The sequence below is a fragment of the Synechococcus sp. BDU 130192 genome (assembly GCF_963876085.1).
In the GTDB taxonomy this organism is placed as follows: domain Bacteria; phylum Cyanobacteriota; class Cyanobacteriia; order Cyanobacteriales; family MRBY01; genus MRBY01.
This window is the reverse complement of the sequence record NZ_CAWNNO010000061.1, coordinates 12,562-35,957: the sequence shown is the minus strand read 5'-3', so window position 1 is coordinate 35,957 and position 23,396 is coordinate 12,562. Positions and strand designations below refer to the sequence as shown.

Annotated in this window: 20 protein-coding genes; 11 read left to right on the top strand and 9 right to left on the bottom strand. The window is 49.7% G+C overall.

Translation table 11 applies throughout. The features are described 5' to 3' along the window. The first annotated feature begins 1 nt into the window (after window position 1). Window positions 2-1,438, top strand: a complete 1,437-nt coding sequence (locus AACT35_RS14585) for a dihydrolipoyl dehydrogenase family protein (RefSeq protein ID WP_099237527.1) — start codon at window positions 2-4, stop codon at window positions 1,436-1,438. On the opposite strand, the gene folP is transcribed toward AACT35_RS14585, so the two are convergent. The 3 genes from folP to AACT35_RS14570 form a co-directional block, all read right to left on the bottom strand. Continuing rightward, the gene (gene folP, locus AACT35_RS14580) at window positions 1,416-2,273 is read right to left on the bottom strand and encodes a dihydropteroate synthase (protein ID WP_099237645.1); all 858 of its coding nucleotides are present in this window, start codon (window positions 2,271-2,273) and stop codon (window positions 1,416-1,418) included. The two genes, AACT35_RS14585 and folP, sit on opposite strands and share 23 nt — an antisense overlap. 4 nt (window positions 2,274-2,277) lie before the next feature. After that, a complete protein-coding gene (gene xth, locus AACT35_RS14575; protein WP_099237525.1) occupies window positions 2,278-3,060 on the bottom strand; it encodes an exodeoxyribonuclease III in 783 nt (260 codons plus the stop codon). A 74-nt stretch (window positions 3,061-3,134) separates the two neighbouring features. After that, the gene (locus tag AACT35_RS14570) at window positions 3,135-4,226 is read right to left on the bottom strand and encodes a saccharopine dehydrogenase family protein (RefSeq protein ID WP_099237523.1); all 1,092 of its coding nucleotides are present in this window, start codon (window positions 4,224-4,226) and stop codon (window positions 3,135-3,137) included. Window positions 4,227-4,571: 345 nt separating this feature from the next. Between AACT35_RS14570 and AACT35_RS14565 the strand changes: the two genes are divergently transcribed. From AACT35_RS14565 to AACT35_RS14555, 3 genes are all read left to right on the top strand, one after another. Beyond that, window positions 4,572-4,901, top strand: coding sequence for an STAS domain-containing protein (locus AACT35_RS14565; RefSeq protein WP_062433658.1), 330 nt, complete (start codon window positions 4,572-4,574; stop codon window positions 4,899-4,901). A gap of 118 nt (window positions 4,902-5,019) precedes the next feature. Next, window positions 5,020-8,508, top strand: coding sequence for a transcription-repair coupling factor (mfd, locus tag AACT35_RS14560; RefSeq protein WP_099237520.1), 3,489 nt, complete (start codon window positions 5,020-5,022; stop codon window positions 8,506-8,508). A 48-nt stretch (window positions 8,509-8,556) separates the two neighbouring features. After that, window positions 8,557-9,021, top strand: a complete 465-nt coding sequence (locus tag AACT35_RS14555; protein WP_099237518.1) for a plastocyanin/azurin family copper-binding protein — start codon at window positions 8,557-8,559, stop codon at window positions 9,019-9,021. An 85-nt stretch (window positions 9,022-9,106) separates the two neighbouring features. On the opposite strand, the gene AACT35_RS14550 is transcribed toward AACT35_RS14555, so the two are convergent. Both AACT35_RS14550 and AACT35_RS14545 read right to left on the bottom strand, forming a co-directional pair. Then, the gene (locus AACT35_RS14550) at window positions 9,107-9,445 is read right to left on the bottom strand and encodes a P-II family nitrogen regulator (RefSeq protein WP_012306905.1); all 339 of its coding nucleotides are present in this window, start codon (window positions 9,443-9,445) and stop codon (window positions 9,107-9,109) included. 123 nt (window positions 9,446-9,568) lie between these two features. Beyond that, window positions 9,569-10,009, bottom strand: a complete 441-nt coding sequence (locus AACT35_RS14545) for an acyl-CoA thioesterase (protein ID WP_099237515.1) — start codon at window positions 10,007-10,009, stop codon at window positions 9,569-9,571. Window positions 10,010-10,061: 52 nt separating this feature from the next. On the opposite strand from AACT35_RS14545, the gene AACT35_RS14540 reads away from it, so the two are divergent. Both AACT35_RS14540 and AACT35_RS14535 read left to right on the top strand, forming a co-directional pair. Continuing rightward, a complete protein-coding gene (locus AACT35_RS14540; protein ID WP_143596749.1) occupies window positions 10,062-11,285 on the top strand; it encodes a hypothetical protein in 1,224 nt (407 codons plus the stop codon). A gap of 102 nt (window positions 11,286-11,387) precedes the next feature. Continuing rightward, entirely contained in the window at window positions 11,388-12,227 is an 840-nt protein-coding gene (locus AACT35_RS14535) for a hypothetical protein (protein WP_099237513.1), read from the top strand. Here the strand turns inward: AACT35_RS14535 and bioF are convergent. Further along, window positions 12,224-13,411: an 8-amino-7-oxononanoate synthase gene (bioF, locus tag AACT35_RS14530; RefSeq protein WP_099237511.1), complete on the bottom strand. Its 1,188-nt coding sequence runs from the start codon at window positions 13,409-13,411 to the stop codon at window positions 12,224-12,226. The genes AACT35_RS14535 and bioF overlap by 4 nt on opposite strands. 2 nt (window positions 13,412-13,413) lie before the next feature. Further along, window positions 13,414-16,335 (bottom strand): DNA polymerase I, encoded by a 2,922-nt coding sequence (gene polA, locus AACT35_RS14525; RefSeq protein ID WP_099237509.1) that lies wholly within the window; start codon window positions 16,333-16,335, stop codon window positions 13,414-13,416. A gap of 189 nt (window positions 16,336-16,524) precedes the next feature. Between polA and AACT35_RS14520 the strand changes: the two genes are divergently transcribed. Beyond that, window positions 16,525-17,349, top strand: a complete 825-nt coding sequence (locus AACT35_RS14520) for a class I SAM-dependent methyltransferase (protein WP_099237507.1) — start codon at window positions 16,525-16,527, stop codon at window positions 17,347-17,349. A gap of 84 nt (window positions 17,350-17,433) precedes the next feature. Here the strand turns inward: AACT35_RS14520 and ilvC are convergent, their stop codons facing one another. Further along, complete coding sequence (gene ilvC, locus AACT35_RS14515) at window positions 17,434-18,429, bottom strand: ketol-acid reductoisomerase (protein WP_012306898.1); 996 nt, start codon at window positions 18,427-18,429, stop codon at window positions 17,434-17,436. Between the two features lie 156 nt (window positions 18,430-18,585). Between ilvC and AACT35_RS14510 the strand changes: the two genes are divergently transcribed. Both AACT35_RS14510 and map read left to right on the top strand, forming a co-directional pair. Then, the gene (locus AACT35_RS14510; RefSeq protein WP_339374625.1) at window positions 18,586-18,723 is read left to right on the top strand and encodes a hypothetical protein; all 138 of its coding nucleotides are present in this window, start codon (window positions 18,586-18,588) and stop codon (window positions 18,721-18,723) included. Window positions 18,724-18,756: 33 nt separating this feature from the next. Beyond that, a complete protein-coding gene (gene map / locus AACT35_RS14505; RefSeq protein ID WP_065710548.1) occupies window positions 18,757-19,527 on the top strand; it encodes a type I methionyl aminopeptidase in 771 nt (256 codons plus the stop codon). Window positions 19,528-19,632: 105 nt separating this feature from the next. Here map and tig read toward each other — a convergent pair whose 3' ends face one another. Next, window positions 19,633-20,997 (bottom strand): trigger factor, encoded by a 1,365-nt coding sequence (gene tig, locus AACT35_RS14500; RefSeq protein ID WP_099237505.1) that lies wholly within the window; start codon window positions 20,995-20,997, stop codon window positions 19,633-19,635. A 413-nt stretch (window positions 20,998-21,410) separates the two neighbouring features. Here tig and AACT35_RS14495 point away from each other — a divergent pair, with 413 nt between their 5' ends. Together AACT35_RS14495 and dapA are read left to right on the top strand one after the other, a co-directional pair. After that, on the top strand, window positions 21,411-22,454 hold the full coding sequence (locus AACT35_RS14495) for an aspartate-semialdehyde dehydrogenase (RefSeq protein WP_099237503.1): 1,044 nt from the start codon (window positions 21,411-21,413) through the stop codon (window positions 22,452-22,454). Between the two features lie 36 nt (window positions 22,455-22,490). Next, on the top strand, window positions 22,491-23,381 hold the full coding sequence (gene dapA, locus AACT35_RS14490) for a 4-hydroxy-tetrahydrodipicolinate synthase (RefSeq protein ID WP_030006494.1): 891 nt from the start codon (window positions 22,491-22,493) through the stop codon (window positions 23,379-23,381). Window positions 23,382-23,396 lie beyond the last annotated feature (15 nt).

Below are 23,396 nucleotides of genomic sequence, written 5' to 3'. Positions count from 1 at the left end.
TGTGGCTGTGGATTACGATATTGTCATCATCGGCGGTGGTTCTGGAGGCCTCGTGGTGGCCAGTGCAGCGGCCCAGTTAAAGGCAAAGGTGGCCCTGGTGGAAAAGGATCGCCTTGGGGGAGATTGCCTCTGGTATGGTTGCGTTCCCAGTAAATCTTTTCTCCATGCGGCAAAAGTTGTCCACCAAGTGCGCCACGCAGGACGGGTCGGCGTTCATACAAAAGCGCCAGAAATTAATTTTTCAGAAGCAATGGGCCATGTGCAAAAGGCGATCGCCACCATTGAACCCCATGATTCTCCAGAACGATTTGAGGGGCTTGGGGTCGAGGTGATCTTTGGGGATGGTCAGTTTCTCGACGGCAAAACTTTTCTGGTCAATGGTCGCAAGCTAACGGCCCGCGCCTTTGTGATTGCCACCGGATCACGGCCTGCTGTTCCCCCCGTCGAAGGGCTCCAGGAAGCGGGCTTTATTACCAATGAACAGGTGTTTTCCCTCACGGAGCAGCCAGAATCCCTTGCGGTGATTGGGTCGGGGCCGATTGGTTGTGAGTTGGGGCAAGCCTTCCACCGTTTGGGGACGGAAGTGACTCTGTTTGCGAGCCGCGATCGCCTTTTGCCCAAAGAAGACCCCGACGCCGCCGCTGTCCTGGAGCAACAATTTAACCAAGAAGGAATCACCATTCTGAAAAATGCCCGGTTAAAACGGGTAGCAGTGGTCAAGGGCAAAAAACACCTCTACACCGAGGATGATTCCCAGGTGGCGGCGATCGCCGATGAAATTCTCCTGGCCACGGGCCGCACTCCCAATATCAAGTCCCTCAACCTAGAAGCCGCTGGAGTGGACTACGACAGTCAAGGCATCCATGTAAACGACAAACTCCAAACGACCAATGGTCGGATCTATGCTTGCGGCGATGTGATTGGGGGCTATCAGTTTACCCATGTGGCGGGTTACGAAGCCGTTGTGGTACTCCAAAATGCCCTGAATCCACTGCAGTTATTTCTCAAAAGCGTCAATTATCGGGTGATTCCCTGGGCAACTTTTACCGATCCGGAGGTGGCACGGGTTGGCATGACCGAGGAACAAGCCCGTAAACGTTACGGTGATGTGTTGATTTTGAAAGTGCCCTTTGCGTCAGTGGATCGCGCCCAGGCGGAGGATTCTACCGTGGGTTTTAATAAGTTGATTGTGCGTCATAACGGCGAAATTCTGGGGGCGCATCTGGTAGGGCCAATGGCAGGGGAGCTGATCCATGAAATTGTTCTGGCGATGACCTATCGCTTACCGGTTTCGGCCTTAACGGGAATTCATGTTTACCCCACCCTGAGCGAAATTAATAATAAAACGGCGCTGTTACTCTCCAAGAAAAAATACGCCGATAACGAAAAACTCCAAAATTTCTTGACCGAATTCTTTAAGTTTCTGCGCTCTTTGTAGGCCGCCAAATCGCATCGGCAATTTTTGCCACATCGATCATTTCTGGGCCATCATGCACCCGGAGGATATCGGCTCCAAAGGCGATCGCCCCGGCACAGGCCGCCGCTGTCCCCCACACCCGTTGCGTGGGATCTGGTTTGTTGAGGATATGGCCAATAAAGCTTTTACGGGAAGGCCCCACCAGGAGCGGATAACCCAGATCGCGAAAGTCCTGGAGCTGGCGAATGAGATCGTAATTTTGCAGGGCTGTTTTCGCAAAACCAATGCCCGGATCGAGGATCAGATGATTTTTCGGGATTCCCAAAGCTAAGGCGGCAGCGATGCGTTCCTGGAAGAAATTTTTTAGATCGGCGATCAGATCTTGATAGTCCGTTAAGCTCTGCATGGTTTCGGGTGTGCCCCGGATGTGCATCAAAATAATCGGCACGTTTAAATCCCGCACCACCGTCAGCATTTGCGCGTCAAAGGTCGCCCCAGAAATATCATTAACAATATCGGCCCCAGCGGCGATCGCCTCTTTTGCTACTTCTGCCCGGGTAGTATCGATGGAAATCACCGTCTGAAATTTTTCTCGCAGTGCTCGGATCACAGGAATTGTCCGGTCTAACTCTTCCGCGAGGGAAATTTGTGCCGCACCAGGTCGGGTCGATTGACCACCAATGTCAAGAATATCAATGCCAGCAGCCACCATTTTGTCCGCTTGGGCCAGGGCTGAGGCGACGGAATTAAACAGACCCCCATCACTAAAGCTATCGGGAGTGACATTGAGAATTCCCATCACATAGGTGCGATCGCCCCAGGTAAAAGTTTGATTCCGGAGGGTAAGCGGTTCCATCGGTTTAAAGCTCCACAATCACAGGGGTATGGTCACTGGGTTTTTCCCAACCGCGTGGCTCCCGGTCGATCCAACAGCGTTTCGCCTGGCCATAGAGCTTTTCTGTGAGGTAAATGTGGTCAATGCGCCAGCCACGATTTCGACTAAAGCCCCGCGTCCGATAATCCCACCAGCTAAATTGATCTGCGTCTTGGTTAAATTTGCGGAACACATCCTGAAATCCGAAGTCCAGGATCGCCGTTAAAGTCTCTCTTTCTGCGGGGGAAGCCATAATGTGATCCGGTTTTTTCGGCATATAGATATCCCGGTCTTCGAGGGCAATATTAAAATCACCGCACATTAAAATCTCTCGCTTGTCCTGGCGCAATTCTTTTAAATAGGCCTTGAGAACCTCAAACCAGCCCAGTTTATAGTCATATTTTTCGCTGCCGACGGCGGAACCATTGGGCACATAGAGATTCACCACCCGCACATCGCCAATCACCCCAGAAATCACCCGTTTCTGTGCGTCAAAATCCTGGGCGATCGCCGCCCCGACCACAGGCGTAAAACCAATGATCACATCCTGGAGCGGTTCCCGACTGAGGAGAGCAACGCCATTGTAGGATTTTTGGCCAGAGATCGAGGTGTGATACCCCAGGGCTTCAAAGGGCTGCCGGGGAAAATCTTCATCTACCACCTTTGTTTCTTGGAGACAGAGCAGATCAACCCCCGTTTGTTCTAACCATTGGCAGATGTGGGTTTGACGAGAACGCACCGAGTTCACGTTCCAGGTTGCGATTTCCATGGGCTTCGAGAATTGGACTTAGTTAATTTAGCGTAGTTTGCGGCCAGGAATCCGACTGATACCTAGGCGATCGCCTAATTCTTTTTAGAAGGTTGAATGTTCCAAGAAAGTTGGAGTCGATGTTGGCGTGCCCAGGCCAAAAACAAATCACTGGGAATAATCTGCTCGACGGGATAGAGACCAGGCTGGTTAATTTGCTCACCCAAGACTAACTCCGCTACCAGAGCAACCCCTAAGCCAGCGGCGATCGCCGTGTGTTCATGGACAAAATCCACCGTAACCTGCTGGGGCGTACCATCTCTAATGCCGCTAACAATCGCTCGCATCGCCACCCCAACCCCCGTAAAGGGATCCGTGAGCTTGGTCATGCCGTAGCCAATTTTGCTGAGACCTTGAATGATGCGGGGATGTTGGCGTAATGATTCCGGTAATAGGGTCATGGCCCGCGTCAGCTGATTGTAAAAATTGGGCAGAGAACCAAATTTTGTGACCACCGTTTTCACCGGAAAAGACTCAGCAAAGGTAAAAGTTTCCGCCACATCAAACCAATACACCGTTGTTTTGCCAATGGGTGCCGGAAAATCGATAATCGTCGGCTCGGAATAGGGTTGTTTGGCTTGCCAAGTGCTGTCTTGAAAAACCCTAAAAGGTTCTCCTAACCCCAGAAAAGTCGTGGTCAGCACCGTTTCTCCAGCGCCTCCGGAACCTGCGACACCATAATAAAGCTCAATTTTGTGAGGTTCGTCGAGCTGCTCTACACCGAGGCGCACCATACTGTTAGAAATCCCCGGAAAAACTCCTGCATTGCACACCGCGATAATTCCGGCTTCCCTGGCGGCTTGGGTCAGGGGTTTGAGCTTTTGGTACAGGCAACGGTGATCGCTGACGTCGATGTAATTTTTGCCTTGGTGGATACAGGTTTGTAGGACTCGCCCATCCCGGCGGTGGAATGGCCCCGCACAGTGAATCACCAGATCATGGTTGACGATCGCCTTTTCTAAAGCTGCTAAATCTTCTAAATCAAGGCGCAGAAATGTTCCCTGGAGCGCCTTTGCTGTCCGCCCAGAACGTCCCGTAACCGTCACCGCACCCAAGGAGGCGATCGCCGCTGCCACCCGTTGCCCGATGCGGCCTGTGCCCCCCAAAATCAAAATTTTCCTTACCATCGGCGCTATCCTGTACTCTGGCTGCCACACCCTGGGCATTTTATCAGGCCACACCCTGGGACAGTAGACAACAACCCACCACGCCACCGCAAGCCTGAGCCTAAAAAATCCAATTTTCCCCGCCAGGTTGCCCCTAGGCTCGGATAATATTTAAGGTAGAAACGCCATTTGTTGCCAAGCCCATGGATTGAAAAGAATAGGTCTAAGGACGACAATGTAGACTAAGCTAAAACAGTCCCCCTGGGTCACTGCGCTTGAGGACAACGCCTCACCTTCTTGACCATCAATATTGATTTAAAATTTTTACCTAGTTTTTGATTATTTTTTAACGATTCTGCGTTCATTATGGATAACAAAATTGCAGTCTTTCACCCCACGGGCATTTTTGATAATATTAAATCCCTTGAGTTTAAAGATGATTTACTCAAAAGTATTACCGAGGAAAAAAAAGAAGTTGTTGTCCTTGATTTTGCTGGAATCACATTTATGGACAGTGCCGGCCTCGGATCATTGGTTCTATTATTAAAAACGGTGCGCTCCCACGGGGCGAAAATGATTTTATGCAACGTCAATGAACAGGTACAAATGCTGTTTGAGTTGACCAATATGAACCGTGTGTTTGAAATTTTTGCGACCCAAGCAGACTTCTTTGAACAGCAGGCAGCGCAATCCTAAACAAGCCCCAAAAAGCCGAAGCGATCGCCGTAATCTTTAGTTGATTTTGCGGCCCTGTAAAGAACTGTAATACATTGAATGAACCCCTAAACGCTTCCTGTCACCGTCGCCATTACCTATGACTTTTTCCTCGGTTGTCCGTTTTTTGAGCCGCGCTGCCCTCACCGCAGAATTAAACCAAAAGCTCCAGACCCAAGGGGAACTCGCATTAAGTGGCCTGCCAAGACTCCCCAAAGGGCTGCTGGCCTCAAGTTTGGCGCAGTTGCAGGAGAAAAATTTATTAGTAGTTTGTGCCACCCTAGAGGAAGCCGGACGTTGGGCGGCCCAATTAGAGGCCATGGGCTGGGGGCAGGTCTTGTTTTATCCCACCTCGGAAGCGTCCCCCTACGAGGCCTTTGATCCAGAGTCAGAAATGATCTGGGGGCAGATGCAAACCCTAGGGGCGATCGCCCAGGGTCAGTCGTCTAATGCTGGTAAGGGCATGGTCGTGGTGACAACGGAGCGCGCTCTCCAGCCCCATCTGCCACCCCAAACGGTTTTCCAAGATTATTGTTTGACCTTAACGCCGGGAGAAGAACTCGATCACGCCGGGGCGATCGCCACTCAGTTAACGCGCCTGGGTTATGAGCGGGTGAACATCGTCGAAACCGAAGGCCAATGGACTCGTCGGGGGGATATTGTTGATATTTTTCCGGTGTCGGGGGAGTTACCGATCCGCTTAGATTTTTTCGGTGATCAGCTCGAAAGCATCCGGGAGTTTGACCCCAACAGCCAGCGTTCCCTCGATAAAGTAGACCAACTGGTTTTGACCCCCACGGCCTGGGCTCCTTTAATTGGTCAACAGATCCTTGATCCGGCGGATCTCCCTTTAACCCCAGAGGAAAAAGAACAATGGGCGGATGGTGTTTACCCGGAGGGAATGCAACGCTTTTTAGGGATCGCCTTTGCGGATCAGGTGGCCTCGATTCTGGAATATTTACCCGAAAATACCTTGGTGGCCATCGATGAACTCTCCCAATGTCTGGCCCATGGCGATCGCACCTACGAAACCAGCGAGGCCCAGTGGCAGTTACTCAATGGCGACTTTCCCTTGCCGAAAATTCACCGCAGGGTGCAAGAAAATTTCGACCAAGTCAGCCAACGGCATCAAAAAATCACTTTGGCAGAACTTGATGATGTCAGTGAAACCAGTGTCAACCTGTCCAGCCGTCCGGTGCCCATTACACCGCACCAGTTTGGTAAATTAGCAGAAATTTTGCGGGGTAAACGGGAAATCTACAGCACCATTACCCTCGATAAATACAATGCTTGGCTGGTCTCGGCCCAACCCTCACGCTCTGTGTCCCTACTCCAGGAACATGACTGCGCCGCCCAGTTCATCCCCAACCCCAGGGATTATCCCGCCATCGAAAAGCACCAACGCCAAGGCACGGCGATCGCCCTCAAATACAAAGGCCAGGCAGAACTCGAAGGTTTTATTCTACCCACCTTTAGAATTGCCGTTGTTACCGACCGAGAATTCTATGGCCAACACGCCCTCACCACCTTTGGTTACATCAGAAAACGTCGGCGGGCCGCCTCAAAAACCGTTGACGTTAATAAGCTCAATCCCGGTGATTATATTGTCCACAAAAGCCACGGTATTGGTCGCTTTATTAAAATTGAAACCCTCCAAAGTCGAGAATATTTAGTTCTCAAATATGCCGATGGAATTTTGAGAATTCCCGCAGATTCTTTAGATACCCTGTCCCGCTATCGCCACACCGCCAAGGGGCGTCCGGAACTCCACCGCATGGGCGGCAAAACCTGGGAAAAAACCAAGGCCAAGGTCAGAAAGTCCGTTAAAAAGCTGGCCGTTGACCTGTTGAAAATCTATGCCCAGCGGGCGGAAATGAAGGGAACAACCTACCCAAGCGATGCCCCCTGGCAACAGGAAATGGAGGATTCTTTCCCGTACCAAGCAACCCCAGACCAACTGAAGGCCGTTCAGGATATTAAGCGGGATCTCGAAAGCGATCGCCCAATGGATCGCCTCGTCTGTGGCGATGTGGGATTTGGGAAAACAGAGGTGGCGATCCGGGCCATTTTTAAAGTGGTGACTGGCGGCCATAAACAGGTGGCTCTCTTGGCACCGACCACAATTTTGACCCAACAGCATTACCACACTTTAAAAGAACGCTTTTCTCCCTACCCGATCAATATTGGCCTTTTAAACCGCTTCCGCACCGCCTCCGAACGCAAGGACATTTTGGAGCGGCTCCACAAGGGCGAATTAGACATTGTAGTCGGCACCCAACAACTCCTCGGCAAAGACGTGCAATTTAAGGATTTAGGTTTGCTTGTGGTCGATGAAGAACAACGCTTTGGGGTGAATCAAAAGGAAAAAATTAAGGCTCTCAAAACGAAGGTTGATGTTTTGACGTTGTCCGCCACCCCGATTCCGCGCACTCTATACATGTCCCTGTCCGGCATTCGGGAAATGAGCCTGATCACCACGCCACCGCCCTCCCGTCGCCCGATCCAAACCCATGTGTCCCGCCATAACCCTGAAATTATTCGCACTGCGATTCGCAATGAATTAGATCGGGGCGGACAAATTTTCTATGTGGTGCCCCGTGTCGAAGGAATCGAAATCATTGCCACCCAATTACAAGAAATGATTCCCTCGGCGCGGGTGGCGATCGCCCACGGTCAGATGAACGAAGCCGACCTCGAAACGACAATGTTGACCTTTAATAATGGCGAGGCGGATATTCTTCTCTGTACGACCATTGTGGAGTCTGGCTTAGATATTCCCAGGGTGAACACGATTATCGTCGAAGATGCCCAAAAATTTGGCCTCTCCCAGCTCTATCAACTGCGGGGTCGGGTGGGACGCTCCGGGATCCAGGCCCACGCGTGGCTCCTTTATCCGAGCAAAGGGGAACTGACCGAAAAAGCCCGGAAACGATTGCGCGCCTTGCAGGAATTTAGTCAACTGGGTTCTGGTTATCAATTGGCGATGCGGGATATGGAAATTCGCGGCGTGGGAAATCTCCTTGGGGCAGAGCAGTCCGGGCAAATGGAGGCCATTGGCTTTGATCTGTACATGGAGATGCTCCAGGATTGCATTAGTGAAATTCGTGGCCAGGAAATTCCCCAGGTGGATGACTGTCAGGTGGATCTACGGCTCACGGCCTTTATTCCGAGCAACTACATCACCGATGCCGACCAAAAACTTGATGCCTATCGTCTGATTACCCAGGCCAACTCCAAACCGGAACTGATGCAAATTGCTGCTGATTGGGGCGATCGCTACGGTAAATTACCCCCCTCGGTCGAGCAACTGCTCCAGGTCATTGAGTTAAAAATGATTGCCAAATCCCTTGGTTTTGCGCGCATCAAACCCGAAGGCAAACAAAATATCGTCCTAGAAACGCCCATGGAGGAACCCGCCTGGCAGCGCTTCGCCGAAAAGTTACCGTCCCATCTCCAGTCCCGCTTTGTGTACACCTCTAAAAAAGTGACGGTGCGGGGTTTAGGGGCGATGAAACCTCAGCAACAGTTGGATAATCTTATCGAGTGGCTCGGCAGAATGCAGGGGGTGTTAGAGGAAGCCAGGGTATAACAGAACCATCGAAGAAAGCTAAATTTTCAAGCGCAATGGAGAAAATCAATGGTATTTCATACATGCTTCGTCCATGGCTGTAGAGCGCTGGTTTTACTCGGATTAATCTGGTTTTGTCTGACCCCAGCGGCGATCGCCTTACCCGTTCCTGCTCAACAGCCCCTCCAGGAAATGCAGATCCATCTGGGTACAGCCAGTGGCGCCCTACGATTTGTCCCTGACCAGTTAGAATTTGTCGCCGGCCAACGCTACAAATTACTCCTCGATAATCCCAGCAATCAGAAACACTACTTCACGGCCAAGGATTTTGCCGACACCAGTTGGACCCAAAAAGTCGAAGCGGGCAAGGTGGAAGTAAAAGGGGCGATCCACGAACTCGAACTCAAGCCAGGGGCGATCGCCGAATGGATCCTGATTCCCCAAAAGACAGGCAAATTTGAACTGCATTGTTCTGTCCCTGGCCATGCCGCAGCAGGGATGGTTGGCATCATTCAAGTCATTGCTGATTCGTAAAAAAAACTCCCTCAAATCAAGAGGGAGCTGTGGGGGATAGTTGTGGACAATTTTAAAAAAACTTAACTGAGCACCAGGGGCGATTTTAGACAGCTTCGAGGTCTTTTTCGCCAGTCCGGATCCGCACAATTTGATCCACAGGAGAAATAAAGATTTTCCCGTCGCCGATCTCCCCAGTCCGGGCCGCCGCAACAATTTTGTCAACGACTGCATCTACTTGATCATCATCGATGACAATCTCAATTTTGAGCTTTTGGAGGAATTCAACGGTGTACTCAGAACCGCGATATCTTTCTGTTTGTCCTTTTTGGCGACCGAAACCGCGAACTTCAGAAACGGTCATGCCGACGATGCCTGCATTGACGAGGGCGATTTTGACTTCATCGAGTTTGAAGGGGCGAATAATGGCTTCTACTTTTTTCATTGAAGTGATGACTCCTCTTAAATAGTCTGAAAATAATGAAAAATAATGAATTAAGTGCGTGAGCTACCTTGTTTTAGCATCACAGGTAAAAAGATATCGTTAGATTCAAGACAATTGTACAGGCTAAATTTTGCTGTCCTCGATTTTCGGTGCATTCCTTAACCATGTTTCGACTACCGGAGGTAGGCTACAACGCTGACGAGTTCTGGGATTGATCGCCACGTGGCGGGTAAGGGCTGTGGCCAGGGGCGATTCTGGGGGGGAGTCTTGATTTTCCTTAAAAATCCGGTAAGAAATCTTAAATTGGCGAAAATTTTCAAGTTCTGGGTAAAGCTGAATGTCTAGGCGATCGCCCCAGGCGATTGGCCGCAAAAAATCGATGGCACTATGGACAATGGGCAGGGCAACGGTTCCCTCCCGGAGTAACCCAGACCAATCCATACCGTTTTCTGTGAGACATATTTCATAGGCCTCGTGGCAAATATGGAGAAGCTGGGCAAAATAGACCACCCCGGCGGCATCGGTATCCGCCAAATGGATGGTTCGTCGATAAGCGTAAGCCATAAACTTCGATTCCGAAATCTCTATGGGACAATAAAAGCGTTGTGCCGCAAAAATGACGATGTCTGCTCCAGGCCCCTACCAAAGTAAACTCTTTAACTTTCTCAATCGTCAATCGATCCAGTGGGGAAGCCGACTGACCCAGGCCGCCCGCCGCCTCAAAATTACGGTGGAGTGGGGTAGCCAAATCGCTCTGTATCCGCTGTATCTACTGGTGCAAACCAGCCGCGTTGCGGTGCGTCAAATTGCCGCCGCCCAAACAGAACGCAAACGCCTTGCCCTCGCGGAGGCAGCGACCCAAACATCGGATTTTCCCCTCAGCATTTCTGGAGGTGACGGTACAACTCAGCCCCCCCTCCAAGGCATTGCCTGCGACCTCAAAACCCAGGACATTTTATTTGTCGATCAAGACAATCACACCGTTGAACCCCAGCAATCCCAAACGGAGCTACAGCGACAAATCAGTTTTCACCTCGGCAGCGTTAACTATCAAAAAAGACAGCAGGATCTCGCGAGCCAAACCCCAAATCCTCGGATTCTCCCGCCCGTGCATCACCATAATCCCCGGCTGCTAGCTCCGGTACGCTGGTTGATGCAGGGTTTAAGTTGGCTTGAGCAAAGTCCGGTGGCGATCGCCATTGATCTCTTCGGTGAATCCCATTGGCACACGGCGGTGGTTCCCCCCGAAATTTATTCGCCCCAGCTTTTACCCCCTTTACCCCTCGCCCCAGTGCTTAAGCCCCTGGATCAACGGCTGGCCCAGTTAGAACAGCGGGTTCTGGCGCCCACGGTTCCCGTCGAAGCCTTACCACCCTTGCAACGTTTTTTTCGCAACTGGTTTAAGATTCAACCCGCCACCAGTGCCATCACGGCCCCTGACCCCGTTGTCACCCCCAAGCCCTGGCTGACCTGGGCCGACCTCTTCCAAGCCAAAACAAAGTCTGCCGCGGCCATTGATCAAGCTAATCTTAATTCGCCTCAGGCTCAACTGAGTCCACTGCCACCATTGATCACAACTTTAGACCAACCAATTTCTCGCCCTGAATCGGGGGCGATCGCCACAGTTGAATCCCAGACCCAGAGCCTCACCCAGCCGGATGCCCCCCCCAATGCGACGGAGATCGAGGCGAAACCGGAGTGGATAGAAGCGGAGGCCCTCAGCGTTGGTTACGAGCAACATTTTTTGGAGCGGCTTTTAAAGGCGGTGGATCACCTTTTGGCTTGGGTTGAACATACGGCCAGTCAACTCTTTAAAAAACTAAATCAGCTTAGGAAATAAACAAAACCAGTCAATAGCGCTGCGACAAGTAAATGTCATCAGGATCGGTAGCCCAGCAAGCTAAAATTGGAGTGTTTTCAAAAACCTTAGCACTCTCGGATTATGGTGGCGATCGCACTTGTGGGTAAAGGACTAAAAAGTCTAGGGCTAAGCGCGTTAGCATTGGCTTCTGGAGCCGCAATTATTACCCTGCAACAGTTCCGTCTCAATAATTTGAAGCAAGCCACCGACTTAACCCCAGAAATTGTCGAGCGTCAGGCACAAACGGAAGCGGCTAGTTTAGACCTGTGGCAACAACTGCCCACCTACGGTTACGACAATTTAATTTCTGATTGGATTTTTCTGCGATTTTTACAATACTTTGGGGATGATGAGGCGCGAAAATTGGGGGATTATCGCCTCAGTGCGGATTATTTTGAGGTCATCGTTGATTTAGACCCTTGGTTTAAGGAAGGCTATTACTATCTATCGGGGAGCAGTTCCCTCTACGCTGGTACCCCAGACCGCACCGTCGAGTTGTTAAATCGTGGCCTGGCCGAGATGACCCCTACTGTCCCGGATCAAAGTTTTTATCTCTGGCGCATGAAAGCCATTGACGAGCATCTTTTCCTCGGTGATATCCCCGCCGCTATTCAATCCTATAAAACGGCGGCAGCTTGGGCGGCCTACTATGATGACCCCGAAAGTCAAAATGCCCAACAACGCTCTGAGGCCAGTGTTGCCTTTTTGGAACGGGATCCCCGCAGTATTATGGCGCGGGTAACGGCTTGGTCGTCGATTTTGGGGCAGGCGCGGGATGTGGAAACCCAGAGACGGGCGATCGCCGAGCTAGAGGCGATGGGGGTCATTGTTCGCATTGATGAAAATGGCAGACCCCGCTTTCAGGTGCCGCCGGAGATCCTAGAGGCGGAAAAAGAAGCGTTCCAAATTGAGGAAAATTAAAGATTCGATGACCCAGAAAATTCCGCAAAGCACCGCTGGAATATTTCGATAAATCCTTGGATCTGTTGGGGGCTGTGGGTCGCCATCACCGACACGCGAATGCGGCTGGTAGGGACTGTTGGCGGGCGAATGGCGGGAGCAAAAAAACCTGCGGCTAAAAGGCGATCGCCCATGGTTAGTGCTTGCTGGGGATTAGCGAGACCAAAACAAAGCACCGCCGACTCAGAAGGTACTAATTCATGGTTCCCAAGGGCGCTTTTTAACTGACGAATGTTTTCCCAGAGTTGCTGGCGTCGTTGGGGTTCTGCCTGCAAAATATGGATCGCGGCGAGGGCGGCCGCCGTATCCGCTGGGGAGAGTCCAGTGGTGTAAATCCAAGTCGGGGCGCGGTTACGGAGAAAATCAATTAAGGCTTTGCTGCCCGCCACATAGCCGCCGAGACTGCCCAGGGCTTTGCTGAGGGTGCCCACTTGGATAAGCGGTTGCTGGGTACAGTGAAAATGTTCTACGACTCCGGCACCTTTTTGGCCCAAAACCCCAGTCCCGTGGGCCTCGTCCACAAGTAACATGGCGGAAAATTCCTTGGCGATCGCCAACAGTCCGGGTAGTAAACAGAGATCGCCATCCATACTAAAAACGCTATCGGTGGTGATCAGACAACGGCGGTAGTTTTGCCGATGGGTTTCGAGAAGCTGACGTAATGCGTCTAAATCATTGTGGTCATATTCCAACACTGTCGCACCGCTTAATTTTGCCCCATTTTTTAAACTTGAATGGTTGTATTGATCCCCTAAAATCAGGTCTTTTTTGTTGGTAATGGCGCTAATGGTGCCGAGGTTGGCTAGGTAACCAGAGCTAAACACCAGGGCATCTTCGGTTTGTTTGAGATTGGCGATCGCCTGCTCCAAATCCTGGTGGAGTTGTCGGTGGCCACTGGTGAGCCGAGAGCCTGTACTCCCTGTCCCCAGCGCCTCGGTGGCCGCTATGGCAGCATCAATTAAGCGGAGATCGCCCGCTAAACCCAGATAGTCATTGCTGGCAAAATTAACCACCGATTGACCATTTAAGGTGACCGTCGCCCCCGATTGACTGGTGATTGTTTTCGGTTGTCGATACCAATTTGCTTTTTTGATAGTGGCCAAAGCAGTCTCTAGCCAGCCATAAATAGGATCAGAATTCGCCATGATTACTTCGCATCGAGCCAATTTTTACCGCAGTGAATATCAACCACTAAAGGAATAGATAAAGGTACCGCTTGTTCCATTGTTGCTTTAATTTTAGGGCCTAATTCTTCCCATTCTTCTGGGGGCATTTCAAAAACTAATTCATCGTGGACTTGGAGTAACAAACGAGCCTGATAATCCTTTAATAATTCGTGAATTTGGATCATCGCCACTTTGATAATATCGGCACTGGAACCCTGGATCGGTGCATTAGCCGCCGCCCGTAATAATTGGGCATCATTGTAGGCATAATCGAGGCTATCTAAATCAATCGCTTTGGGGTCGCTGCCTTTTAGTTCAATTAAACAGTTACTGATAAAGTCAAAGTTGCGCCGTCGCTGCAAAATTGTACTCACATAACCCTGGGCGATCGCCTGCTTTTTAACCAGTTCTAAATACTCAAAAACCTTAGCATAACGTTCATGGTAGCGGTCAATAAAAGCCCGTCCTTCTTCCTTAGAAACGCCCGCTTCCCGAGCAAACCGCTGGGCACCCATCCCATAGATCACACCAAAATTGATAATCTTACCAATCCGTCGTTCTGCGGCAGTGACAGCCTGGGACGAGTCCCGATCAAAAATCATTTGCGCCGTAACCCGGTGGACATCTTCTCCGGCTTGGTAGGCCTGTAATAAAATCGGTTCTTGACTTAAGTGGGTCAGGATTCTGAGTTCAATTTGTGAATAATCTGCCGCGACAAGTACCCAGTTTTCCTTAGGGATAAATGCCCGCCGAATCCGTTGGGAAAATTCAGTACGTACCGGAATATTTTGCAAATTGGGGTTCGATGAAGAAAGTCGCCCTGTACTGGTCAAAGTTTGATTGAAATCTGTATGAATTCTGTTCGTTTTTGGGCTAACGAGGGTCGGCAAAGCATCAATATAGGTAGATTTTAATTTTGCGAGGGTACGATATTCAAGAATGTAATCAATGATCGGGTGATCCCCTTGTAATTTTTCGAGGACAGCATGGTTTGTTGAATAGCCTGTTTTTGTTTTGCGTGTTTTCTTTGTGTTTAACCCCAACTTTTCAAAAAGAATCTCTCCTAATTGTTTGGGGGAATTGAGATTAAATCGTTCATCTGCTGCGTTGTAAGCTTTGGTTTCTAGGTCTGTTAAATCAGCCCCCAATTCTTCGGCTAATTGCTGAAGATAGTCTTGATCAATGCGAATACCTGTATTCTCCATGGCATAGAGCACTGGTTCCAGGGGCGTTTCAACTTCTTCTAGAAGTTTTTCTAAATCGGGGTAATCTTTAAGCTCGACTTTTAATTTTTGGCAGACTAGATAAGTTGTATAAACATCTAAGCCACAGTATTCTGCCGCAACGGAAATCTCTAAATCTGCAATGGTTTGTTTTTTGGTTAACCCTAAATCTTTATAGCTTTTAGCAATGATATTTCCCAGATAACGTAGGCTTAGATCCGTCAAATTATGTTTCATCTCTGGATGTAAAACATAACTTGCTAACATCGTATCGAACACTACCCCAGCTAGGGTGATTCCCTGGTGGGCAAAAATAGCACGGTCAAACTTCGCATTTTGAAAAACTTTTGGATATTTTTCTGTTTCCAAAATCGGTTTTAGAGCCTGAAAAATTTGCGTTTTTTCTAGTTGCTTTCCGTTATGGTGGGCGATGGGAATGTAGGCAATATTGCCTGGGTCTCTACCCCAACAGCACCCAATACCCACGAGATCGACTTCCCGGGGATCTAAACCAGTGGTTTCTGTATCCCAGGCCACGGGGTGATTGACATCGGTTTGGGTTTTGAGTTGATCAACCAACTGGGCGAGCTTTTCTGTCGTGTCAATAATCAGGGGCTGGATCGGCGAGATTGTTGCAACCGGGGGCGTCTGGGCTTGATTTTGGCCAGGATCTGAGGGGGCAAAAATAGATAATTGTGCGTTACCTGCTTCGTCAACGATTGTATTATTGGACTGGACAGATTTTAGAGTGGGAATTTCAATCGTTTCTGCGCCAAAAATTTGCTGGATTCTACCAATATCCTGAATAAATTTTTTGAGTTCTAATTTCGTTAAAATCCCGATTGCTTGCTCTAGATTAAAGCCAGTTAAATGAAGCTCATTTAAGAGAATATCAAGGGGCGCATCCTGGGCAATTTTTGCTAATTTTTGACAATGATAGGCGGCGTCTTTATCGGCTTCTAGGCGTTTTTTGGTAGCGCCTTTAATATTATCGAGGTTGGCATAAATATTATCTAAACTGCCAAATTCATGGATGAGCTTAATGGCAGTTTTCTCACCAATGCCCTGGACACCTTTGTAATTATCTGATGAATCACCCGCGAGGGCTTTGAAGTCTACGACTTGCTCTGGTTTTACACCTAATTTTGCTTCGACAAGCTCTGGGGTGAATTCTTCATAGCTACCGCTTTTGACGCCCTTGGTATCGAGGTAAAGAATGCTGATTTTTTTGTCAGGGTTTACCAACTGAAAAAGATCGCGATCGCCTGTCAAAATTTTTACTTGTTGGCCTGCTTCACTGGCTTGTCGGGCGAGGGTGGCGAGCACATCATCGGCTTCGTAACCCACGGCAGTCACCCGGGACACATTTAAGCTATCGAGCAGGTCGAGGAGATTTTCAAAATCGGGCCGGAAATCGTCTGGGGCAGGCTTACGTTGGGCCTTGTAGTTCTCGTCGGCGGTGTGGCGAAAGGTGGGTTCAGGTCGGTCAAAGGCGATCGCCACCGCATCGGGTTTTTGGCGTTCGATCACCTGCACAAGGGCATTGAGAAAGCCAAAGCAAATACTCGTCGGAATTCCCGTTGAAGTCCGCAGCGCCCCTTGTCTAGACTTGGCAAAGGCGTAGTAGCAGCGAAAGGCGAGGGAGTGACCATCAATTAGGAGCAGCAGCGGCGTTGTCATTAATACTTACGGAACAATTCAAGGAGTAATCGACTATGATGATCTTCCCATAATCCCGCCATTTCATCACCCCAGGGATTTGTTTTATTGTAAAAAGGAGGTTGGTTTTTTACTTCCTTAATTTTAATCATCAAGAAAATAACTGATATTGAATTATTCAAAAATATTGCCCTTTTAAACTTATAAAATATGAAAAATTTTGACGCCTTTTTTCAAAAAATTTATGCTCAACCCATCGAAGCTCGGCAACATTGGTATGCAGAGGCAACCCAAGCCTATGACCAATATCGTGCCCCCTATGTGCCGGAAATTATTGATTTAATCTGCGAAAAAATTAAGCCGGAAAGTGTCATTCTAGAAATTGGCAGCGGCCCAGGCAATGCAACGCAACATTTTGCCCAACGGGGTTTTTCATTAATCTGTCTAGAGCCGAACCCACGAGCCTGTGAATTTGCCGCCCAACGCTTCCAACATTACCCAATTCAAATTATTAATACCACCTTTGAAGAATGGGAACCGACCCTAGAAAAATTCGATACCATCCTTGCCAGTACTTCTTTTCACTGGCTACAACCAGACACCAGATGCCAGGCGATCGCCAGTTTACTCAATCCCCAGGGGAACATAGTTCTGCTTTGGAATACCGTGCCCCAACCGGATCCCACCATTTTTCAGGATCTCTTGCCTCTCTATGAAAAATATATGCCCAGCTTTGCCAGCTTTGAAAATATCGCTGTCCAGGAACAAAATCTCAAAAATATTAGCCAGGGTTTGCTTGATTCAAATTGTTTTCAAAACTTAGAACTAACCCAGATCATTGAAACCAAAGATTATTCCCCCAACGATTACCTCAAATTACTCACAACTCTTTCTCCCTACATTGCCCTAGATTCCACCGTTCGCAGGCAACTCTTCGATGAACTAAAGGCTGTTTTTCAAGCTCGAAAAATTCAGACGATTCCCACCCAATATATTTGCGCTGCCCACATTGCCCAAGTGAAACCGCCCAATTAAGAAAAAAGGTGAGAATCACTGACTCTCACCTAATCGGTTTAACTTAATATTGTTGTTAGATATTAAATCAATCTAATTTCTCGATTAGCTTTCCTTCAACCAGCTAAACATTGCCCGCAGATCCTTACCCACAACTTCAATGGGATGTTCTGCTTCACGGCGACGAATTGCCGTAAATTGCGCTTGACCCGACTGATTTTCGAGGATGAAATTCCGTGCAAACTCACCCGTTTGAATTTCCGTCAGAATTTCCTTCATCGCTGCTTTCGTTTCAGCAGTGATCACCCGTGGCCCGCTGACATAATCACCATACTCAGCGGTGGTAGAAATGCTATCTCGCATTTTCGCCAGACCACCTTCCACAACGAGGTCAACAATGAGCTTCACTTCATGGAGGCACTCAAAATAGGCCAACTCCGGCTGGTAACCCGCTTCGACGAGGGTTTCAAAACCAGCTTTAATCAGAGCACTCAGACCACCGCAGAGAACCGCCTGTTCACCGAATAGATCCGTTTCAGTTTCTTCTCGGAATGTGGTTTCAAGGATGCCACCGCGAGTACCGCCGATGCCTTTTGCGTAGGCCATCGCCAAATCACGGGCTTGACCTGTGGCGTCTTGGTAAACTGCGAATAATGCTGGCACCCCTTGACCTTGTTCATAGGTACGGCGCACGAGGTGACCAGGGCCTTTAGGGGCAACCATTACAACGTCTACATCAGCGGGAGGAACGATTTGGCCGAAGTTGATATTAAAGCCGTGGGCAAAGGAAAGTACATTGCCCGCTTGGAGGTTGGGGAGAATATCTTTGGTGTAGACAGATTTTTGGACATCGTCGGGTAACAAAATCATGATCCAGTCCGCCACTTTTGCTGCTTCCGCAACAGGTAAAACCTTTAGACCTTCTGCTTCGGCTTTGGCTGTGGACTTACTTCCGGCATACAGGCCGATAACGACGTTAATCCCACTGTCTTTGAGGTTGAGGGCATGGGCATGGCCCTGGGAACCATAGCCGATGATGGCAACGGTTTTGCCGTTTAACAGATCTAAGTTTGCGTCCGCATCATAATACATGCGAGCCATAGGACAATTCTCCGACGGAAATTACAAAGTTAAGAATATGTGTTAATGCATACTGCAGACTTCGTATTATAGGAGATTGTTGTCAACTGAACTTTTGCTGGGCAGGCTCCTCAGAAATTTTTAATAACTTATAGGAAAAACAGCCAACCGACATCTTTGATTTCGGCAAACTCTGCTGATCATTGTGTCGAAATTTTGGCGATCGCCGAGGATCTCAGTCGCCCTCCCTGGGGACTTGACAGGCGCAGCAATGATTCGCCGAAGGCTTTTGGGGCTGTTACAATAAACCTCTGATAATTCTGTTGGTCTTACAAGCAATAAACTCCCATGGGTAAAGGCATCGTTCTGCTATCAAAACGAGAAATTGAAAAAATGCGCAATGCGGGACGGCTAGCGGCGCAACTCCTTGATTATCTAGGGCCTCTAGTTAAGCCGGGAGTGACGACCCTCGAATTGAACGATGCGGCGGAGGAATGGACCCAAAAACACGGTGCAAAAAGCGCCCCCCTCGGTTATGGCAAGAGCAATCCTTACCCAAAATCCATTTGTACCAGTGTCAATGAAGTAATTTGTCACGGCATTCCCAGTAAGAAAAAAGTGCTCAAAGACGGCGACATCATCAATATCGATGTGACCCCCATCCTCGATGGCTACCATGGTGATACGTCCCGGACTTTTTTTGTGGGCACCCCAGCACCCAGGGTTAAAAAATTAGTCGAAGTAACGGAAAAATGTTTGTACATCGGCATTGAAGCGGCTCAACCCAACGGTCGCATCGGTGATATTGGGGCGGCGATCCAAGAATATGCCGAATCCCAAGGCTATTCAGTCGTGCGTGATTTTGTCGGCCATGGCATTAGTAATGTCTTCCACACAGAGCCCCAGGTTCCCCACTACGGCAAACGCGGCAAGGGCACCAAAATTCGTCCGGGGATGGTTTTTACCATCGAACCAATGATCAATGAAGGCACCTATGAGAGCCAGCTACTCGGTGATGGTTGGACGGCAGTAACCAAGGACGGTAAGCTCTCGGCCCAGTTTGAACATACGATTGCGATCACCCCAGAAGGGCCAGAAATTTTAACCCTGTCGGCATAAAGGGTGTGATGGGATAGCTTGAAAACCTGAGATACCAACAAAAAAGACCCCACTTGGGGTCTTTTCGCAATTAGTTTTAGAGTTTAAACGTAAGCGTCTAAAGCTCTATTCTTCTCCGTCTGCTGCTTCAGCCTCTTCTGCTTCGAGGGTGCCGGCAGGGACAAATTCAATCTCAGACTGCTCTTCGAGCCAATCGAGGGTGGCATCAATGGTCAACTCTTCTTTGATGGCTTCCTGGAGACGCTCTTCATCAAAGCCTTCCTGGAGTTCTGCCTTGGCTTCCTCTAGGCGCTCGTTAAATTTGTCGGTATCAATTTCGATCTTCTCGACCTTGGCAATTTCCGTGAGAATCAAGGAGTTGCTGAGCCGTTGTTCTGCTTCTGGGCGAGCCGTTTCCCGCAGTTTAGGAATCATATCCTTGGTAAAGATGCGATTCACATCAATACCCATGCGGCTGAATTCCATCATCTGCTGGGTGAGAACTGCGGTAATTTCTTCGTTGACGCTCACTTCTGGCAGTTCGGCGCTGTTGTTGGCAGCGAGTTGCTCTAGCAGATAACGACGCACGCTGTTTTTGGTGCTGATTTCGGCGTTTTCTTTTAGCTGAGCTTCTAGACTTTCTTGCCAAGCCGCGAGGGTTTCAAATTCTTCGTTGGTGGCTTCGCTGGCAAACTCATCATCGAGTTCCGGTAGTTCGCGGCTCTTGAGTTCCTTGAGGGTGACGGTGAAGGAGACTTGTTTCGCGGCCATTTCTTCGTTGCCGTAGTCTTCGGGGAAGGTAACGGTGAATTTCTTGGTTTCTTCGGGTTTCATGCCGACAAAACCATCCACAAAGCCTGGGATAAATTTGCCTTCTTCGAGGTCGAGGGAAAAGTCTTCGGCTTGGGTGCCGGGGATAATGTCTGCTTCTTCTTCACCAGCGTCGTTCACATAGCGACCTTCGTAATCGGCGATCGCCACATCTCCCATTTGGGCGGCCCGGTCTTCGACGGGGACAAGGGTAGCAAGCTCGCGTTGTTTTTGAGTGAGAAATTCATCGAGATCCGCCGGGTCATATTCGCTCTTTTCGGCCTTGAAGCTGAGGCCTTTGTAGCTGTTGAGGCTGACGGTGGCGGGGACATCCACAGCGGCCTTGAAAGTGAAGGCTTCACCGGGTTTGTAGGCGCTGATCAGGTCATCGAAGGAAGATTTGAGTTGGAAATTTCCTAGGGCCTCAATGTTTTCTTGGGCGATCGCTGCTTTTAAGCTGTCGTCGATCAAATCCTCAAGGACAGACGCCTTAATGCGATTGGGGCCTAACCGTTGGATCAAAATCTGCTTGGGAACTTTCCCTTTCCGGAAACCAGGGAGGTTCACGGTACGGGCGAGTTTCCGCACTGTGTCATCATAGGCTTTTTGGGTGACGTCAGCGGGGACTTCGATTTCTAGCCCAACTTGGCTGGCAGGAAGCTTTTCCTGGATAACTTTCATCGATGTTTAAAGGTTCTAATATATAAGTTACAACTAAGGGTCTTAGGATAGTTCTGTTCGTTGGCGATCGCCCCTTTAGGGGTCTGAATTGAGCGCTCCATGATATCCTAAGGTCAGTAACCCAAACGCAGGATTACCCAGAATATGTTTGGGTCGGTCTATTGCGTTTTTACAAGGGGTTAACCTATCTGATAATAGTATAATTAGAGCTTCGATATACAAAGTCTTGCGAAAGGGATGCCCCAGCACAGAACGACAAAAGCGGCCCTGCTTATCCTAGCCAAACCCTCGCCACTGGGGTGATCAAGCCAGCCCCGCCACAGTGAAAAATTCCCCCTAGGCGATCGCCCCAACCAGATTTTTACTTTTTAATTTCATTACCCTTAACCCAAAGTCATTAGGAGGTTTATTCTTTGTCAAAATTAGTCAATGTCGCCATTCTTGGTGCTACCGGAGCCGTTGGCGCAGAACTCTTACAGTTGTTAGAAGAACGGGATTTCCCCCTAAACAACCTAAAACTTTTGGCCTCGCCCCGTTCTGCCGGGAAAACCCTCACCTTTAAAGGCCAACCCATTACCGTCGAAGCCGTCAGCCCAGAAGCCTTTGAAGGGATCGATATTGTCCTCGCCTCCGCCGGGGGAAGCACCTCGAAAAAATGGGCCAAGGCGATCGTCGAAGCCGGTGCTGTGATGATCGACAACTCCAGCGCCTTCCGCATGGATCCTGATGTGCCCCTCGTGGTGCCAGAAATTAACCCAGCGGCAGCCCAACAACACCAGGGCATCATCGCGAACCCCAACTGCACAACCATTCTCATGGGGGTGGCAATTTATCCCCTCCATCAAGTACAACCCATCCAGCGGATTGTGGTTTCTACCTATCAATCTGCCAGTGGTGCCGGGGCTAGGGCCATGGAAGAAGTCAAGCAGCAGACCCAGGCGATCTTGGCGGGTGAAGAACCCCCCACAGAATCTTTCCCCTATCCCCTCGCCTTTAATCTTTTTCCCCACAATACCCCCATCGATGACGCGGGCTATTGCCAAGAGGAGATGAAAATGGTGAACGAAACCCGGAAGATCTTTGGGACGCCTGATCTGCGGATTAGTGCCACCTGTGTCCGGGTGCCGGTGCTGCGGGCCCATTCTGAAGCGGTTAACCTAGAGTTTGCGCAGCCCTTTGAGCCAGACCAAGCCAAAGACATCCTCACCACGGCCCCTGGTGTTACCGTAGTAGAGGATTGGGAAAACAATTATTTCCCGATGCCCATGGATGCAACGGGGAAAGATCCGGTGCTGGTGGGTCGTATTCGCCGGGATATTTCCCAAGATAATGGCCTGGAATTGTGGCTCTGTGGCGATCAGATTCGGAAAGGAGCAGCCCTTAATGCCGTCCAGATTGCGGAACTGCTTTGGGAAAAAGATTGGCTCCAACCAGCGGCGATCGCAACGGCGGTCTAGTCCAGTAAGATTTATGTGTGTTGTGTCGATTCGTTTATGACAAGTACAAGATTTGGTCGAGTGATCACCGCAATGGTGACCCCTTTTACGGAAGAGGGGCAGGTGGATTACGCGATGGCGGAAAAATTAGCGGCCCATCTCATTGACCAGGGGAGTGACGCCCTTGTTGTCTGCGGCACCACCGGAGAATCACCCACCCTGACTTGGGATGAGGAGTATGAGCTATTCCGGGCTGTGCAAAATGCTGCCACTGGACGGGCTAAGGTAATCGCGGGTACGGGTTCTAATTCCACCAGTGAGGCGATCGCCGCCACCCAAAAAGCCGCTAAACTGAACTTAGACGGTTCGCTGCAAGTTGTTCCTTATTACAATAAGCCTCCCCAAGAAGGACTTTATCAGCATTTCAAGGCGATCGCCGAGGCCTGCCCTGATATCCCATTGATGCTTTACAACGTGCCGGGGCGCACCAGTTGTAATCTGTTGCCCGAAACCGTGATTCGCCTCGCCACAGTGGACAACATCGTGGCCATCAAAGAAGCCAGCGGGAACCTCGACCAGGCCGCCCAAATTCGTTGTGGTGTAGATTCTACCTTTGAAATTTACTCAGGGGATGATAGTCTAACTCTACCTTTGATGAGTGTAGGAGCCCAGGGCGTTGTGAGCGTGGCCAGTCACCTTGTCGGGCCGCAGATGCAGGCGATGATCCAAGCCTTTCTTGCTGGCCGTACCCAGGAGGCGATCGCCCTCCACCTAAAGCTTTTCCCCCTATTCCGTGTCCTATTCTGTGATACCAACCCCCTCCCCGTGAAAACCGCTCTCATTCTTCAGGGATGGCGTTTAGGTAGCTTTCGTCCGCCCCTCTGTCCCCTCAGCCCTGATCGCACAAAACAACTCACCCAGGTATTGAAGGATCTGTCCCTCCTCTAAAACAGAGCATGGGAC